Genomic DNA, 16,442 nt, shown 5'->3' with positions numbered 1-16,442 from the left:
CCGTCTGAGCGAACTCCTCCAGTTCCTCCAACCGCTGCGCCCAGGTGTCCTCGGGGCGGCGGGGCGAGCAGCTGCGCGCGGGCCTGGCGGGCAGCCTCGAACATCAGGGCCATGTTGCGCGCAGCGTGGTTTGTCAACAGGCGCGTCGCCCGGCCCGGCTCGGTACCCTCCTCCACCCATTCCCACGACGTCGCCCCCCGCCCGGCTCCCCCGCGTCCTCGCTGGCGTCTCCGCCGTCATCGTCCAGATCCAGGTCTGCGGCCGTGCCCGGGCCCGGGGCATCTGACGGGCTTCGACGTGTGCGGCCTTCGCCGCCGCTTCCAGTTGCTCCCACTCCCGCGCACGGCCGCGCCTGTAGGCCCTGGACTGGCAGCCACGTCCGCACCATTTCCTTGGCCGCCCCGACTCGAGCCGGACTCCCGGCCCGGAATCGCCTTCCCGCCCCCGCCGGCCTCCACCTCGTCCATACCGCCGACACTATCCGCGCGCGTCGCCGCCTCCACACGCCATCGAGCCGAGCCGACGGGGGCTGTTGGCATGGTCCGCCGCGTCAAATTACCGTGGGTTCGTAGAGCGCGGCGCACATACGTCAGTCGCACCCGAAGAGAATCATGCCCCACGGCAACGGACGTTCAGCAAAACCGGCGCACCAGCGTGGGACGGCGGCCCTGTGCACGCGTGCGCACTGAACGGAGCCTTCCATGAGCATGCTCTACCTCGCCCAGCCCGAACAGCACCAGCAGCTGGAATGGCTCGACGGCGGCACCCTCGCGCTGCTGCTCGACGCCAAAGCCACGGATGGACAGCTCATGATCGGGCGCTTCGACGTCGCCGAAGGCGAAGCGCCGCCCTACCACAAGCACACCCGCGAGGATGAGATCTTCCTGCTGATCAAGGGCACTGCTCTGGTGTGGTGCGATGACCAGGAGTACGAACTCTCCGAAGGCGGCGTGGTCTTCCTACCCAAGCTGATCCCACACGGATACCGCATTACCTCGAAGCAGGCCGACCTACTGATGATCAACACGCCAGCAGGCATCGAGGGAATGTTCCGGGAAACCGGTCGCGACAAGTCCACGCCGCGCCCGCCCGATTTCGAAGTGCATCCCGACCCCGCGGTCTCCGAGAAGTACGGCAGCATCATCGTGGGCCCACCACGCTGACCTGCCCCTCGCGAAACCGCCGGGCTGGAATCAGGAGACAGTGGCTGCACGAGCATGTCGGGCCGGGCTTCTCCTTGCCTCAGCCAGGAAGGCTTGCACGTCGATCACGTGCTTCGTGGGGAGAGGCGCTGCTCCATGTCCTCGTCAGTCAGCGCCACCATGCCGCCGCCACGCTCCTGGCCCCGCACGATCTCGCCGCCGGCCAGCTCGCGGTCCTCGACCTCGCAGAACTTCCGGTACCTGATCCGGCAGGTCGGTGGCGTGGTACTGGTGCGTGACCGGCCCGGCGAGCCCTCGGTGGCCGGGCAGGGACGGACGAGGACGGCGACCAGGCTCAAGGTGATCGCGCCGGTCCAGGCGGATGAGCGCATCGGATGCGGGCGATCAGGTGACGCCTCTGCTGCCGGAGCGTCGGCCGGGAAGCTGCATCCTCGGCCCGCTTGCCACGGCGCGTCCCGGCGCGCTTCGCCGCGCGGTTGTCCAGGGCCGCGTCGCGCGCGACCTCGGCGCCGGCGCACGCCCGCATCGCCTTCACCGCGCGCAGCCCGTCCTCGATCGCGCGCTGGTCGGCCGGCATCCGCGCGCAGCAGCTCCAGCGCGCCGCGACGATGGCCGCGCGGTCCAGATCCTCCTGCTCCTGGCGGGCCTGCTCGGCCGGGGCGACGTCGGCAGCGACCGCGCACTGCTCTTCGGCGGCTTTCCGCTCCGCCGCCCAGCTGTCCTCTTGGACCGCACGTTCCACCGACGCCTGCTCCTGGGCAGCCCACGCCGCGGCGCTCGCGTGCAGCTTCTCCGCGTTGCCCTGCGTCTCGGTCACCGCTGTCGTCAGGTCCTCGGCCTGCTTCGCCAGCCGGGCGGCGTGGCGGCGGGCGTCGTCACTGCCCATCCGCTTCCGGCCACCCTCCTGCTGGTCCTCGCCGAGGGCGAGTTCCGGATCTTCTCGTCCACGAGTTCACTCAGCCGCTTGGCGCGGTCCTGGAGCGCCTCGGCCGTCTCACGGTCCGCGGCGATCTGCTTGAGCATCTCGGTGTGGGCGCGGGCCAGCAGCTCTTGAGACCGAACACCTCGGCTATGCCCTTCAGCTCCTGCTCCTGTTCATTGCGGCGCTCGCTGGCGGCCACCCAGTTACGCCGCATCTGCTCCAGCACCGCCGGAACCGCCGCCTGTTCGGGAGTGACCAGCGTACGTATCCCGCGGTGGAGGTCAACGGCCACTTGGTCCATCCGGCCCGTCGCGAGGATCCCGGCAGCCTGCATCACCTCAGCCGCCACCTCACGCTTCAGTAGCTCCTCTTCCGCGTCCGGCTCGATGATGCCCAGCTGACCCCCGGACGCGGCGAAGTCCGTCAGTATGTCCTCGTGGCTGGCCAGATAGTCGGGTGCCCGCTCGGCGAGCCGGTCCGGGGCCGGTGTCATCCACCGCGCGTCCGATCGACGGGATCCGGGCGCTGGAGCCCCTCGGGCCATGCGGCGGTCACCGCGGAAGGCCCGTGCCCGAAAGGACCTCAGCGACCTCCCCGAGCTGGCTGGCCGCCGCGCAGGACGCGCTCGAGCAGCTCGACCCCGAAGCCGACTTCGGCTTCGGGCTCAGGGGCGTGATCGCCAGACTGTCGGCCGCGGCAGCGGAAGCGGCGACTGCGAGACCCCTGAGCCCGATTTCTGCCAGGGATGGTGGCGGCCATGGTCGACGGCTCGGGCGTTCGTCGCAGCGGTGCAGTTGTCCGGCCCGTGCCAGCTGAGCGAAGTGCGGCACCAGCCGCTGGACGGCACCGCTGAGCGAGCACAACCGCCGTGGACCTGTTCGGCGCGTTGCGTCGCCCCTTCCGCCGCGCGCCTCGGTGTCCTGCTCGTTCCTGCCGTCTACAGTCCTGCGTCATGTCGTTCAACGAGAACAGCCTGCGTGTCGACGACCGCGAACTCGCCTACCGGGCCGCTGAGGATGAGATGCGTGCATATCTCGACAACCTCTCGGCCAGGCACCGTGGGCATCAGGCTCACGGGTCGCAGGAGGAGCGCCAGGAGTTGGCGCGTCTCGGCGCAGCCGCGCGGGCGGCCGCCGAGGCCTTCATCGAGGCCCGCGAGGGCGTCGCACTGTGGTCTGGCCGCCAGCGCAGCGGCACCGGAGAGCAGCCCTAGCCCGACGCTTGCGCGCGCAGACGGTGATCCACGCGGTCGCGCCCTTGGCTACCCGGCGCGCCCGGCGGGCGCGCCGCGGGGCACGCGACCGGCACGACTTCCCGACGGCGGATTTGCGAGAATCGCCAGGTGTCAGCCGTGAAGGAGATCTCGCGCCAGGCCCTGCTGCGTCGGGGCTTCGCCCTGGAGTACGCAACGCTCGGCTGGAACGTGATCGGCATCGCTGTGCTTGCCGTGGCGGCCGCCTCAGCGAGGTCGGTGGCGCTGGCTGGATTCGGCATCGACTCGTTGATCGAGATCGGCGCGTCCACTGTGGTGATCTGGGAGCTGTCCGGCACCGGCAAGGCCCGCCAGAAGCGTGCGCTCAAGCTGATCGGCACAGGATTCGCCCTGCTTGCGCTCTACTTGCTGGCCCTGTCGACCCTGGTGCTGGTCGTCGGTTTCCGCTCTGGGCACTCGCCGTTGGGCATCGTGTGGACCGCGGTGACCGCTGCGATGATGTTCGCCCTGGCCGCGGGCAAGGTCCTTACCGGCGCTGCCCTGGACAATCCGGTGCTCAAGACCGAGGGCCGGGTCACGCTCACCAACGGCCTGCTGGCTGCCGCGGTCCTGGTGGGTCTGGTCCTGAACAGCACCTTGGGCTGGTGGTGGGCCGACCCGGTGGCCGGCTATGTACTGGCCTACTACGCGATCCGGGAAACCCGCGAGATCTTCTCGTCCGATCACTGAGCGGCACTACCTCCTGCCACAGCCAGGCCACAGGCCGCGCCGCTGGCACCAGGCCGTCGCCAGCCGCTGCCGCGACCAACGCCGACGGGGGCGCCGAGCCGTCACGTCGCACGACAACGACCGGACGGCAATGCAGGGCACCCCCGCGACCGAATACCGCAGCACAAAACGCGTGAATTCCCCGCTGCAGACGCTCCGCAAGGGCTGGTGGGACTGCAACGGCGGGTTCAGCGACAGCAACACCGCGGAGGTCGGCAACGCCGTCTCGGAGATCCAGTCAGGCGGAGCACTGCCGATCCACGCGAAGCAGCTCATCACCGGCTAGCGTGATCGCCGTGGTTCGCCGTCCGCCGTACCGCCTCACCTGCTGTTCGAGGACGCGACAACCCCAGAGGGCTGCAATGGGTCCCGTCCTCGTCCTGAACAGTTGATCAGCATGGCCAGTGGCACCGTGAAGTGGTTCAGGCTTCGGCTTCATCGAGCAGGACGGCGGCGGACCGGACGTGTTCGCGCACTACTCCGCGATCAGCGGCGACGGCTACCGCGAGCTCAACGAGGGCGAGCGCGTGAGCTTCGACGTGGAACAGGGCCAGAAGGGTCCGCAGGCGGTGAACACCGTCCGCGGCTGACCACTGGGCGGTCGGCCCCGCTGGCATCTGGCGGGGCCGACTCATGTTCAGGGGTTGCTGCAGCTGACATAGGTCGGGGTGATCTGGTAGCCCGAGAAGTTCCAGGCGGCCCCGCCCTCACAGATCGTGCTGCCGTTGTTGTCCAGGTGGAAACTCGCGTAGTACGCCCGGTCGCTCGTGGGGATGGAGTAGATGCTCACCATCGGTGTGTCCCACCACAGGTTCCCGGTGCCCTGGATGTGTTGGAGCGTGGTCGTGAAGTCGGTCCCCGAGTGGTCGATCGTGATCTCGCTGGACGAGTTCCAGACGTTCGGCGAGGACTTGAAGTGGAACTCGGCGTAGACGACCTTGGTGCAGGAGTTCCACCCCTCGTAGAACGTGCCGATGTCGTCACCGTCCGGCTCGACGGCCTCCACGGCCTTTCCCAGAGTGCTCAGGCAGCTGGATGTCGCCGACGCCGTTGAAACGGGAACGGCGACCAGGCCGCCGGAGAGCGCGAGGACGGCCACAGCCGAGGCCAGCTTTCCGCGGATACCGAGCACGAGATTCCCCCTGATCGCTTGGACTGCTTCCTGGTTCGGGCTGAACGTAGTCGGCCATCACGGGACCCGAACAACAATTCGGCCCTGCCCGAAGCGATGCTGGTGAGTCAGCGGAGGACCGCCGTTCATGGCCGACCAGAGCACAGCAGAAGACCCCGGTCGCCCGGTACCGGTACCGGTACCGGGCATCGTGCTGCTCAGATCGCACTCGCTATCCAGTGCCACCTGCTCCTCGGCAGCCAGCATGTCCTCGGCAGCCGTGTCCGCCGCGGCGGTCTCCTCGGCCTCGTCGTGTTCGTGGACGTCGCCCTCCTTGGCGGCGCAGCCTCCAATCTCCCCGCGGCCCAGATCCGCGACCCGGCCGCCCCGCGCTGTCTCCAGACCGGCGAGTCGCTCACCCCGTTCGAGCCGGTCGGGGTCGGCAAGACCCACATCGCCCAGGCCCTGGGCCACCCCGCGGTCCGCCAGGGCGCGAACGTCCGGTTCTCGAAGACCAGCCGGATCCCGGCCAAGCTCGCCGGCGGGCACGCGGACCGCGTCGATGCGTGCCTCGATCGCGGCGACGTCCTGCTCGTCGAGCATGCGGTGACCGGCGATCCGGGAGACGGCCTGCCGTTCCCGGGCGCTGCCGCGCAAGTGCGAGGCCAGGGTGTTGCAGGCGATGCCGTACAGCCAGGCGGCGGGCGTGCCGCCCCGCGGGTCGTAGTGTCGGCCTGTTCCAGCGCGGCCAGGACAATGCCGGCGGTCAGGTCGGCGGCCAGGTGGACGCTGTCGGTACGCCGGGCGACGAAGCCGAGGACCGCGTCGAAGTCGTGCCGGTAGAACTCGGCGAACCCGGACGGAGTCGGCACGGGTGGGGCCGGCAGGTGCTCCGTGGCCACGGACGCTCCTTGCAAGGAACGAGTGACTGCCCTACGTCTCTACTTGGTTCCGGCGCCGGAAAGCGTCAGTGTCCGTGGGGGTGCCACTCGCGCCGGAGGAGGCCGAAGATCCAGGAGTCGGAGACTTCGCCGTTGACGACGCAGTCCTCGCGGAGGGTCCCTTCACGGACGAAGCCGAGCTTCTCCAGAACCCGGGCGGACGCCACGTTGCGGGTGTCGGTCTCGGCCTGGACGCGGTTCAGGTCCAGGCTGTCGAAGGCCCACCTCAGGACGGCGTGCGCGGTCTCGGTTGCGTAGCCGTGGCCCCATGCGGCGGCGTCGAAGACGTAGCCCAGGGAGGCACTGCGGAAGTCCGGGTTCCAGCCGGTCAGGCCGCACCAGCCGATAAACGTGCCGTCGGAGACGAGTTCGACTGCCACCCGCGCTCCCCTGCCCTCCTCCTCGATCGTCCGGCAGGCCGCGATGAAGCGCTGGGCGCGGGCCGGTTCGGTCCACGGCGGGGAGTCCCAGTAACGCAGCACGTGGGCACTGCTGTGCAGTGCGTAGAGCGGCGCGGCGTCGCCGTCGGTGAACGGCCGCAGTCGCAGGCGGGCGGTGGACAACTCGGGGGTGGGCAATGTCATGCGGAGCATCCTGCCGCGTCACGCGCACCCCCGACCATCCGTTTATCCGCACGGTCAGGGGCACGCACGCCCCCGTGACGCCGGATACGGGCGCGATGATCCGGCCGCCGACGCTGCAGACGTGGATCCGGCGTATCCCGGCCGTTCCTGACGGCGGGTCATTTGATGCTGTTGTCGGCTTCGCGCTCGCGGCGTTGGGCTTCCTCACGGATGGTGTCGACCACTTCGGGTTCGCCAGGGTGATGACGCAGCCGACGTCAATGAAGTTGGCAATGCTGGTCGACACGACACACGTCGCGCAGGCTCTCGGACACCTTGCCGTCCGGCAGGGCGCCCACGCCCGATTCGCGAAGACCAGCCGAATCCTGGCCGAGCTCGCCAGAGGCCACGCCGACGGGACCTGGGACAAGCGCATGCGCGAGCTGATCCGCCCCGACGTCCTGATCCTCGACGACTTTGCCATGCGCCGGCTGACCGCGGCCCAGGCCGACGACCTCTACGAGAGCGTCTCCGAGCGGCAGGGACGCTCACTGATCACCACCAGCAACCGGGCACCCAGCGACTGGTACCCCTCTTCCCCAACCCCGTCGTCGCCGAGTCGCTTCTGGACCGGCTGATCAACACCAGCCACCAGGTCATCATGAACGGACCCAGCTACCGCCCGAACAAGCGCCCCAAGACCCCCAGCGAGAAGACCTCAAGCGGCTGACCGGCCTGGCCGCAGCCACCCGTGAGAGGATCTCGTCCGTGGGTGAGCCCTTTCTTCGACGACGGCACGGCGGCTGAGCCTGCCGAAGCGGCACTACAGCGGCTGCGGGAACTCATCGCGGGTGGACGGCTGGAAAGCTGGCTGACCAGCTCGAGAAGCGCAGCCGCTTCGGCATGGACAAGGCCGTCGTCGGGTGGGTGGACGGCGCCAGCGGCTGGCGAGTCCAGTACGCGGAGCCACTCATGAACTTGATCTAGGCATATGCCACCCGCACGAGTGATTGCCTGGGCGGCGGAGGAATCAGTAGAAGTAAGCGGGTGAGAAACAATGCAACGCGTGCAAACTGTGAGTCCCATCCACTGGTCGGCATGCTGGCTACGGACACTCTGACCGGCTGCTGCGGGGTGGTGACCGGCCAGGTGGTGCACTACTCGCGGTGGACAGGACGCGCAGTGCGCAGGGAGGTGTATCTGCGCCCCGAGCGTGGTGGACGCGAGTGGTCCGTCCACGAGGACTGCGTGGTGCCGGTGGACACCGAGGAGCGCGGGGGCGGTCTCTCGTGAGGCCGACGGTCTTGATGCCGGAGGGTTTGGCAGGGAACCCAGTCGACACCGGTGTGCCACCGTGCTGGTCTCTGCTCCCTGACGCGGTCCGCGCTGAGGTCGAGGCACTCGCTGGCAGTCGGCTCACCGGCGCCACGGTCCAACGCAACGGCCTCCACCCCGCCCCTTGCGTGCGCCTCACGTTCGCCCGCGGCGTCCGGATCCTGCTCAAGTGCCTTCCCCTTGACCACCCTCTGCTGCCGCGGTACAGGGATGAGGCTGCGATCAACCGGCAGTTGCCCGGCCGTGTGCCAGTCCTGCGGTTACGCCGCGCCTGGCAGAGCGGCGACTGGTGGCTGATGGCCTTCCACGACCTCACCGGCGCCCGGCACCCCGAGCTGGCGCCCGGCTCCCCCGACCTCTCGCGTGCCCTCGCGCTCCTTGACCGACTGACCTCCGCGGCCACCCCTGCGCCGCTTTCCGACGCCGCTGGCTTCGTCGACTCCCTCGACCAGGTGCTCGGCGGGTGGCAGTACCTCGCCGACATCGGCGCGGACCTCGAGCCCTGGTCCGCCCGTAACCTCGACCGGCTCGCCGCGACAGAGCGCTGCTGGCGGCACCATGGCGGCGGCGCCACTTTGCTCCACGCAGATCTGGGCCCCGACACCATGCTCCTGGCCGACGCCGGCGACGTCGTGACCGACTGGGCCTACCCACACCAGGGTGCAGCGTGGATCGAGGCGGTCCTGTTCCTTCCGCACCTGATCCGTGCCGGACACAGCCCGCAGCAGGCCGAACATCTCATGAAGGCCTCAACGGCCTGGATGGAGGCTCCCGGTGAAGGCCTCACCTTCCTCGCGATCGCGCTGACCGGCTACTGGGAGCGCGCCTCCCGGCTCCCCACCCCATCCAACGCCCCCTACCTGCGCCTCTACCAGGCCCAGATGGCTGTCGTCGGCCGTGCCTGGATCCAGCACCGCACCGACTGGAACTGACGACATCCGGCCCGACAACAGCAGCCAATACGCCGTGAGACAGCCGCTGCTGAGGATGTGTCAGTGATTTCCTGCCCTGCTGTGGAGTTTTCGAGAGGCTGAGTCGCCCCCGAAGAGGAGGCGGCGGCATCGCGACGTGGACGGCCGCGCTCAGCGAACGCGGCCGTCCATGTCCACTCCGGCTGCCAAGCAGAGGGGCTGGGACGCCGGACGCCGGAACGGGTCTCCGCCCACGGCGGTCGGTGTGGACGATCGCCCAGGCCGTATCCACTGGCCGGTTACGCCGGCTGACAGCTCGTCAACGACAGCGTCGGATCAACGCATGTCGGATCCTGTGGGAGCGCCGTGCTCGCCACTATGACGCGCGGGAGTCTCAGGTGCGGGCAGGGACGCGGGCGCCGACGACGCGGCCTGCCGCCGCAGCGGTGTTCAAGGCACAGAGCTGGGCGGCCTGATCGCCGCCCGGGATCGCGGGCAGGCCTACGTCGCCCAGATACAGCACGAGCCAGCCCTGGCGTTTGACCGCGTCCAGGAAACCGGTCGGCAGCACGACGGTGTCCGAGCAGGTGATGGCACCGTCGCCGTCACAGATCGCCGTGTGGGCGCAGGCGGCCGTACGCGGGATCAGTCGCACCGACCAGCCGGCCGCGCCGCCTGGCGCCTCGTGCAGGTCGGCGGTCCGTCTGAAGCCCTGCCGGAGCAGGTGGCCGAACGGATCAGAGCCCTGGCCGGATGGCGGAGCCGGCTGTGGGGAGGGCGGCAGTTCGGCGATCAGGGTCGGCAGCGGCGTACGGCCGTGCCAGACCATCGCCGTGGTGAGCTCTCCCGGCCGGGCGGCAGTCCCTCGACCGGTCGCGGAGCCATCGGCCTGGATCACCGCCGCTCCTGACTGCCTGGTGCTGAGGCCTGCGTGTGGTCGGTTGAGGCGTTCGGCTCCGGTTCCTCGTCCCGCTCCCAGGTCCAGGTTCCGAACGGTCCGGGCAGACCCGGTGCCGGGGCGCCCAGGACGGCGCATCCCTTACCGCGGTGAATGGGCAGGTGGATCACTCGGCGGCCTCCAGTTGCTGGGGAACGTATCCGCCTGCGCGCGACTGCCGCAGGTCGGGGAAGTAGTCGCTGAGCGTGCCAGGGCAGAAGCCGGGCATCGCCGCGATGGAGCCGATGGGCTGTCCGGGTTGGGCAGTAGGTCCCGGGCCATATGAAGGATCTTCTCGTCTACGAGGTTCGGGCGGCTGCCGACGCGCCCACGGACCGGGGCCGCGTCCAGTCCTTCGGGGGTGGCGGTGATGCCAGGCGTGCGGATCGGCTCCGCGGGCGTGGCCAAGACGTGGAGGACCAAGCGCCCTGCCAGCACATCGAGAAATCCTGTCACCACTTGCAGGCCTGACGGACGAAGGCTACTTGTCAGGTGGGTCGCCGCTGCTGTCTTCGGCGATGCGAGGTGATTGACCATCTCGTGTGGCTGACTGGCGGCCAAAGGGGCGGTGCGCCATGTGTGTGCGGTCCCTGGGTGGGGAGTTCCACAGAGCGTGCGAGAGCCCCCAGCAGGGGGTGGCCGATTTCAACGATCGCGGCGGTCATCGGGCTTCATGCCTTGTCCGCTGGTTGAGTGATCCTGCGCTCCCGTCAGCGAGGATGCCGCAAGGAGGGGCGGGTTTGTCGCAGCCTTATGTCACGCTGAGCCGCCTGCCGCTGCACAGAACCGGCCGACCGCTCGGGGCCGGCAGACATCCCTCACCTTCCCTTCGCACGTGTGCCGAACAGTGCGAGGCGACGCTGCGAATCTCAGGAGGTCATCGAGCCATGCCACTCCCCTTGAAGAAGGCGGTCGGCCGGGCGAGACCGGCTAGCTTGTGTCTCTTCGTCTGCCTGGTCCTCCTCTCGCCGTTGTGGGGACCCGTGACGGCGGCGTCGGCTTCCTGGCAGACAGGCGCCCAGATCACCGCCGTCAAGCAACTCGACACCCGAATGCTCGATCTGACCGTCTGGTCCCCAGCCATGCACGGCTCCGTGCCGGTGCGTGTCATCCTCCCCAAGAGCTGGAGCAGGGACAAGGCGCGTACCTTCCCCGTGCTCTACATGCTCCACGGTGGAAACGACGACTACACCTCCTGGACCCGGGAGACGGACGTCGAGGCGCTCGCACGCAGTTCCGAAGTGCTGATCGTGATGCCCGACGGTGGGAAAGCAGGCCAGTACTCCAACTGGTACGACGGCGGGCCCCAATGGGAGACCTTCCACACCCTTGAACTTGTTCGCCTCATGGAGCAGGAGTTCCGGGCGAATTCCCACCGGGCCATCGTCGGCTTGTCGATGGGCGCTTTCGGCGCTCTGAACTACGCGGCACGTCATCAAGGTATGTACCGGTACGTGGCCGCCTTCAGCCCGACCGTCGACCTCGACGACCCCGTGACCCGCGCCTTCCTCCTCCTGGGCAATCTGTGGGCCGGCACGGACGTCGACTACAGCCAGGTCTGGGGCGACCCGACCACGCAAACCGCCAACTGGGAGGCGCACAACCCGTCCGCGATGGTGCGGGCCTACCGCGGCATGAAGGTGCACCTCTCCGTCGGGGACGGAGAAGTGGGGCCACTGGATCACAACCCCGACCCGCTCGCTACCGCTGCCTCGAGATTGGAGGGCACCCTCCTGCCGGATGTCGAGAAGTTCGCCGCCTCGCTCCGGGCATCGGGTGTCGACGTCAGCGCGCACATCTACGGGCCAGGGACACACTCGTGGCCCTACTGGGAACGCGAGCTCCATCTCATCTGGGACACGGTGACAAGAGAACTCGAAAGTTGAACGCCTGCAGATGACGACTCGACGCTTGGGCCGGAATCAGAGTTGGGGTGGTCCTCCTGCCGGCCATCACGGGCTACCGGGGTAGCAACCTGTTCAGGGCGCGGCAAGCGTGTGCGACTCCGTCCTCGGCGTTCAGCGCAAGACTCAGCCGGCGGGCCGCCTCCGTGTGACCACCCTCGGCGGTGACATCACGCACCCGGTTGCTCATGGCCTCGACCGTGATGTGGCGAGCCGGCAAAGGTTTCGGGCCTGCGCCCAGACGGTGGACGCGCTCGGCCCAGTAGGGCTGGTCGCCGAAGAAGGGGCAGACCAGCTGCGGAACTCCGGCCCGCAGCGCCGCGGCGGTGGTCCCTGCCCCACCGTGATGAACCACTGCGCTCACCCGTGGGAACAACCAGTGGTGGGGGATCTCCTCGGCCACGAAGGTGTCGTCATCGCTTGCGCCAGGGTCCCCGGCCAGTACGCCGCGCAGACCGGCGCGTCGAAGAGCCACCCGCACCGCGCGGTCGGTTGCCTCGGGGTCAGCGGCGCGCATGCTGCCGAACCCCACATACACAGGCGGGGGTCCGGCGTCCAGGAAGTCGACAAGCCGTTGCGGCGGAGTCCACCGGGGCTGTTCGTGGAACCAGAAGCCGGTGAGGTGGACGTTCGCTCCCCAGTCCGCGGGCCGGGGCACGACGGCGGGACTGAACGCGCACAGCACGGGCGCCCGACGGACCTCGCGGAACGGGGCGGGCAGGCGCATGGGGGCAAGACCGAGGCTCTGGCGTCGCCAGGCGTTGACGGTGCGACGGCTCACCATCCAGGAGGCCAGGTCGACCGCCTCGAAACTGCAGCGGTTTCCCAGCCTCCCCAGGAACCGCGCGCCCGGGGTCAGGGGGTGGGGGAAGGCCCCTGTGGGCTGGCTCGGCTGGAAGTGCATGACCGCGTGGGGGACGTGGAGATGCTGGCTCAAGTGAAGGCCCAGAAAGCCGAACGAAGGGGCCAGGACGAGATCGGCCCCCTCGGCACCCGTCTGAACCTCGCTGAGCATGCGTGCCAGCAACGGCCCCAACACCCGCTGGAAACCCCGGATGAATCCAACAGGGTTGCGTCCGGCGGCCAGCAGTTCCTGTCCTTCGGGCGACGCGACGATCTGCGTCGGATCATGAGAGAGACCACGGAACTCCAAGCCCGCCCCGGTGATCAGGTCCTGGTACCGGGGACTGGCGATCACCCGCACGGCATGCCCTTGGCTGGCCAGCCCTCCACCCAAGGCCAGACACGGCTGGACGTCCCCGCGGGACCCTGCGGCAAGCATCACTACTGTCCCGCCCATCTCCACCTCGCTCCGTGTGGGTGCCGCTCCCGCTTCACGGTAGGAGCGCCCCTGCGCCTGCGCCACTTGCACCGCAGCCGTGGCCTCCTGATCTCCACGGTCCCCACACGGTTGAGGGATTCAACCGCATGGGGAAGGAGACTGAGCCTGAGGAATTTCACAGATCGTTGTCGAAGCATGTGTTGCGCGCCAGACAGTGCTTCAGCCTTGTGTAAGGCTTGTTGGGTTCTTGTGGCCCGGCGTACCAGATTTGCTACTTCCTGTTTTCCTCGATGAAGGGAAACGCGTGATGACGCATGTTCATGACCCGTCCGCCGCAGGTGGCCGTGGTGCGGGAGACCGGGGTGTTGCGGGATCGCGCCTGGCCTATGAGAGGGAACTGGCTTATGGAACCGGGCGCTTCTTCTGCGACCGTCAGCGGGATTGCCCCTGGTGCGGTTCCCCGTGGCTGCGCGAGCGGCTGCGAACCACCGATCTCATTCAGCGCAAGCCGGGTCGTTTCGTCCTTGACCAGTGCCAGGGCTGCGGGCACATCTTCCAGAATCCTCGACTCAATGCCGAGGGTCTGGAGTTCTACTACCGTGACTTCTACGACGGTCTGGGTAAGCAGCGGCTCGGCGGAGTTCTGAAAGCCTTCAACACCCTGGTGCGTACGGTCACGGCGGCGGGTCACCGTCGACGCGCCCGCTCGGTCCTACCCTTCGTTGCAGCGCCGCAAAGTTGGCTGGACGTCGGCACCGGCAGCGGCGACTTCTGCGAGGCAGCCCGGGAACTCCTGCCCTCAACGGTCTTCGACGGCCTGGACCGAAGTGAAGGCGTGGAAGACGCCGAGCGGCACGGCCGCGTGGCTCATGGTTACCGAGGCTCCTTCCCGGAGCTGGCCCCCCAGCTGGCCGGGCGGTATGACGTCGTGAGCATGTTCCATTACCTGGAGCACAGCACCGACCCCGTCCGGGAACTCGCTGCCGCCCGGCATGTCCTGCGCCCCGGGGGGCTGCTGGTGATCGAGGTTCCCGATCCGAGCTGCTTGTACGGCCGCCTGCTGGGCCGCTGGTGGATGCCGTGGCTGCAGCCGCAGCATCTGCATCTGATCCCGGCCGGCAATCTCGGACGCAGACTCGGCGATATGGGCTTCAGTGTCGTAGCGGAACAGCACCGCGAGGCCCACTTCCCCGTCGATCTGTTGGCCGGATGCTGGCTTGCGATCAACTCTCTTGCTCCGCCGAGTGATGTGCCCTGGCTTGAGGAGGCCTCCCCCCGAGTTCGTCTGGGTCTGCGCAGTGCCGTGCGTCTTGGCAGTGTTCCCCTTCTGGCGCTGGCCTGCCTGCTGGATCAGGCGGCCGCGGTGTGCGCCGGCTCGACCAGGTTGTCCAACGCCTACCGCATCGTGGCCTGCCGGGAGAAGGCGTCCGAGGAGGATGCGGCCGCAGTCCCGGGGCTGCTCGCGGGCATCTGCGGAAACCCGCCCGGCTGAAGGCGAGAACCAGACGGGCGAACCTCCACTCGGTGGAAAGCCCCGTGTACATGAGCAACCGGGCACATCGTCCTCCCCAGGCCCGCACCGGAATCCACCAGTATTTTCCAGAACTGGAGTTGCATTGGAATCAGCCCTGTCCAAGGCAGTCATCGCCGGCGCGGACGCTGCGGAGCTCGAGTCGCTACCTGTGCCCGACAGCTTCCCTGCGGCGACCGTGAAAGCGTGCGATGTCAACCTGTTCGAAGGCGTCAGCGACAAGGACGTGCGCAGAACTCTGTCAGTTGAAGACGTGCCGATGCCGGAGCTCGCCCCCGACGAGGCGTTGATCGCGGTGATGGCCAGTGCGATCAACTACAACACGGTATGGACTGCCATGTTTGAGCCGCTGCCCACGTTCCAGTTCCTCAAGGAGATGGGGAAATCCGGGGGATGGGAGGCGCGCCACGACCAGCCTTATCACGTCGTGGGGTCCGATGCCTGCGGCGTGATCGTTCGTACGGGTTCCTCGGTGCGGAAGTGGAAGGTCGGCGATCATGTCGTCATCGCGCCGGCCTACGTGGACGAGCAGGATCCCGACACCCATCGCGACGGGATGCTCGGACAGGGGCAGAAGGCCTGGGGCTTCGAGACGAATTTCGGCGGGCTGGCGCACTACGCTGTCGTCCGCGCAAGCCAGTTGCTGCCGAAGCCTGCCTCTTTGACCTGGGAGGAGGCAGCCGTCAATCCCCTGTGCGCCAGTACCGCCTATCGCATGCTGGTCAGCGACCGGGGCGCGCAGATGAAGCAGGGCGACATCGTGCTGATCTGGGGAGCGACCGGGGGGCTGGGCTCCTACGCCGTTCAACTGGTACGCAACGGCGGCGGCATTCCGGTGGGCGTGGTCAGCTCCGACGCGAAGGCACACGTACTGCGGTCACTGGGATGCGAAGCGATCATCAACCGCGAGCAGGTCTGCGGCACGGACGACACCGTCCTCCAGCGGCCCGAGGGGTGGAAGAAGCTGGGGCGGGCGATCCGCCAGGCGGTCGGCGAGGATCCGCACATCGTCTTCGAGCATGTGGGAATGAAGACCTTCCCCGCGTCGGTGTTCCTGGCGAGGCGTGGGGGAACGGTGGTCACCTGTGGCTCGAGCACCGGCTACGAGCACTCGTTCGACAATCGCTATCTTTGGATGCGTCTGAAGCGGATCATCGGCAGTCATGGAGCGAACCTCCACGAGCAGTGGGAAGTCAACCGTCTGATCGCACTGGGGCACCTGGTTCCCGCCCTGTCGAGGACCTACCCGCTGGCCGACGTGGGAACAGCCGCCAGGAGCGTGCAGACCAACCAGCACATCGGAAAGGTCGGTGTCCTGTGTCTGGCCCCTCGTCCGGGGCTGGGAGTCACCGATCCCCGATCGCGAGCCCGGGTGGGTGAGGAGCGCCTGTGCGCGTTCCGCAGCGGATGAACCCGCCGTGGCGGCGCAGGGGTCCGCAGCTGCTCCGCTGGTTCCCCAGATGTGACCGAGCACTTCAGGCCAGGGCGGGCGCCTGGTACGGCGGGGCATTTCGGCACGAGCCTACGAGCGTCGACCCCACCCCTTGATCCCAACGGCCAGGAGGCCGAGTGCGGCGCGTGCGACAAGGTGCGGCGAGCGGTACCATGCTTCCCCCTCGGGGTCGACGTCGCTGCGCCGTATTGCGGACGCAACCGCGACTGTGGTGAGTATGCGGACGTCATCGGCGGGGCCGCCGCCACCCGTCAACAACAACACTGGGACTCGCCGACTGAAGCGCCCAGGCGCACCAGGATGGCGTCCCATGATGTGGTTGTAGCCGATCACGGCTCGGGCGTACGCCGGGGCGTGTGTCGGGAGGTGCGGGGTGGCCCTGTCTCAGCACGACTGACTGCGACTGTT

17 protein-coding genes and 2 pseudogenes are annotated in these 16,442 nt (G+C 68.4%); 12 read left to right on the top strand and 7 right to left on the bottom strand.

Going from position 1 to position 16,442, the window contains the following annotated elements; all coding sequences use genetic code 11:
- Positions 1 to 701: 701 nt before the first annotated feature.
- Complete coding sequence (locus tag TR50_RS41015; RefSeq protein ID WP_042435310.1) at positions 702 to 1,163, top strand: cupin domain-containing protein; 462 nt, start codon at positions 702 to 704, stop codon at positions 1,161 to 1,163.
- Positions 1,164 to 1,267: 104 nt separating this feature from the next.
- Here the strand turns inward: TR50_RS41015 and TR50_RS41010 are convergent, their stop codons facing one another.
- From TR50_RS41010 to TR50_RS41000, 3 genes are all read right to left on the bottom strand, one after another.
- A complete protein-coding gene (locus TR50_RS41010) occupies positions 1,268 to 1,534 on the bottom strand; it encodes a Ku protein (RefSeq protein WP_042435307.1) in 267 nt (88 codons plus the stop codon).
- The gene (locus tag TR50_RS41005; RefSeq protein WP_160311284.1) at positions 1,498 to 1,980 is read right to left on the bottom strand and encodes a hypothetical protein; all 483 of its coding nucleotides are present in this window, start codon (positions 1,978 to 1,980) and stop codon (positions 1,498 to 1,500) included. Before TR50_RS41005 ends, TR50_RS41010 begins: the two co-directional genes overlap by 37 nt.
- 139 nt (positions 1,981 to 2,119) lie before the next feature.
- Complete coding sequence (locus TR50_RS41000) at positions 2,120 to 2,578, bottom strand: hypothetical protein (RefSeq protein WP_042435300.1); 459 nt, start codon at positions 2,576 to 2,578, stop codon at positions 2,120 to 2,122.
- 459 nt (positions 2,579 to 3,037) lie between these two features.
- Between TR50_RS41000 and TR50_RS40995 the strand changes: the two genes are divergently transcribed.
- The 4 genes and pseudogenes from TR50_RS40995 (at position 3,038) to TR50_RS40980 (ending at position 4,656) form a co-directional block, all read left to right on the top strand.
- Positions 3,038 to 3,298, top strand: a complete 261-nt coding sequence (locus TR50_RS40995; protein WP_042435296.1) for a hypothetical protein — start codon at positions 3,038 to 3,040, stop codon at positions 3,296 to 3,298.
- Positions 3,299 to 3,436: 138 nt separating this feature from the next.
- Positions 3,437 to 4,027, top strand: coding sequence for a cation diffusion facilitator family transporter (locus TR50_RS40990; RefSeq protein ID WP_236654811.1), 591 nt, complete (start codon positions 3,437 to 3,439; stop codon positions 4,025 to 4,027).
- A gap of 172 nt (positions 4,028 to 4,199) precedes the next feature.
- Positions 4,200 to 4,352 carry a hypothetical protein gene (locus TR50_RS47450; RefSeq protein WP_160311283.1) on the top strand — a complete coding sequence of 51 codons (153 nt, stop codon included), beginning with the start codon at positions 4,200 to 4,202 and terminating at the stop codon, positions 4,350 to 4,352.
- 111 nt (positions 4,353 to 4,463) lie between these two features.
- Positions 4,464 to 4,656 (top strand): annotated as a pseudogene (locus TR50_RS40980) (cold-shock protein).
- 47 nt (positions 4,657 to 4,703) lie between these two features.
- Here the strand turns inward: TR50_RS40980 and TR50_RS40975 are convergent.
- A complete protein-coding gene (locus tag TR50_RS40975) occupies positions 4,704 to 5,198 on the bottom strand; it encodes a hypothetical protein (RefSeq protein WP_042435288.1) in 495 nt (164 codons plus the stop codon).
- Between the two features lie 96 nt (positions 5,199 to 5,294).
- Here TR50_RS40975 and TR50_RS45100 point away from each other — a divergent pair, with 96 nt between their 5' ends.
- Positions 5,295 to 6,020 (top strand): ATP-binding protein, encoded by a 726-nt coding sequence (locus TR50_RS45100; protein WP_084701871.1) that lies wholly within the window; start codon positions 5,295 to 5,297, stop codon positions 6,018 to 6,020.
- Positions 6,021 to 6,144: 124 nt separating this feature from the next.
- Here the strand turns inward: TR50_RS45100 and TR50_RS40965 are convergent, their stop codons facing one another.
- The gene (locus TR50_RS40965; protein WP_042435284.1) at positions 6,145 to 6,702 is read right to left on the bottom strand and encodes a GNAT family N-acetyltransferase; all 558 of its coding nucleotides are present in this window, start codon (positions 6,700 to 6,702) and stop codon (positions 6,145 to 6,147) included.
- 185 nt (positions 6,703 to 6,887) lie between these two features.
- Here TR50_RS40965 and TR50_RS50035 point away from each other — a divergent pair.
- The 3 genes and pseudogenes from TR50_RS50035 to TR50_RS43435 form a co-directional block, all read left to right on the top strand.
- Positions 6,888 to 7,411: pseudogene (locus TR50_RS50035) on the top strand (ATP-binding protein); the annotation flags it as partial.
- A 368-nt stretch (positions 7,412 to 7,779) separates the two neighbouring features.
- Positions 7,780 to 7,974, top strand: coding sequence for a hypothetical protein (locus TR50_RS40955; protein WP_042435282.1), 195 nt, complete (start codon positions 7,780 to 7,782; stop codon positions 7,972 to 7,974).
- Between the two features lie 275 nt (positions 7,975 to 8,249).
- Positions 8,250 to 8,948, top strand: a complete 699-nt coding sequence (locus TR50_RS43435; protein WP_236654810.1) for a hypothetical protein — start codon at positions 8,250 to 8,252, stop codon at positions 8,946 to 8,948.
- 373 nt (positions 8,949 to 9,321) lie between these two features.
- Here TR50_RS43435 and TR50_RS40945 read toward each other — a convergent pair whose 3' ends face one another.
- Positions 9,322 to 9,825: a DUF8842 C-terminal domain-containing protein gene (locus TR50_RS40945; protein WP_042435279.1), complete on the bottom strand. Its 504-nt coding sequence runs from the start codon at positions 9,823 to 9,825 to the stop codon at positions 9,322 to 9,324.
- Between the two features lie 926 nt (positions 9,826 to 10,751).
- On the opposite strand from TR50_RS40945, the gene TR50_RS40935 reads away from it, so the two are divergent.
- Positions 10,752 to 11,750, top strand: a complete 999-nt coding sequence (locus tag TR50_RS40935; RefSeq protein WP_052441876.1) for an alpha/beta hydrolase — start codon at positions 10,752 to 10,754, stop codon at positions 11,748 to 11,750.
- Positions 11,751 to 11,823: 73 nt separating this feature from the next.
- Here the strand turns inward: TR50_RS40935 and TR50_RS40930 are convergent, their stop codons facing one another.
- Complete coding sequence (locus TR50_RS40930; protein ID WP_236654812.1) at positions 11,824 to 13,050, bottom strand: glycosyltransferase; 1,227 nt, start codon at positions 13,048 to 13,050, stop codon at positions 11,824 to 11,826.
- Between the two features lie 307 nt (positions 13,051 to 13,357).
- On the opposite strand from TR50_RS40930, the gene TR50_RS40925 reads away from it, so the two are divergent.
- Positions 13,358 to 14,542, top strand: coding sequence for a class I SAM-dependent methyltransferase (locus TR50_RS40925; protein ID WP_063775257.1), 1,185 nt, complete (start codon positions 13,358 to 13,360; stop codon positions 14,540 to 14,542).
- 124 nt (positions 14,543 to 14,666) lie between these two features.
- The gene (gene ccrA, locus TR50_RS40920) at positions 14,667 to 15,992 is read left to right on the top strand and encodes a crotonyl-CoA carboxylase/reductase (RefSeq protein ID WP_042435274.1); all 1,326 of its coding nucleotides are present in this window, start codon (positions 14,667 to 14,669) and stop codon (positions 15,990 to 15,992) included.
- Positions 15,993 to 16,442 lie beyond the last annotated feature (450 nt).

It is taken from the genome of Streptacidiphilus anmyonensis, from assembly GCF_000787855.1.
Lineage (GTDB): Bacteria > Actinomycetota > Actinomycetes > Streptomycetales > Streptomycetaceae > Streptacidiphilus > Streptacidiphilus anmyonensis.
The sequence above is the reverse complement of the archived record's forward strand: the minus strand, read 5'-3'. Positions and strand labels throughout refer to the sequence as shown.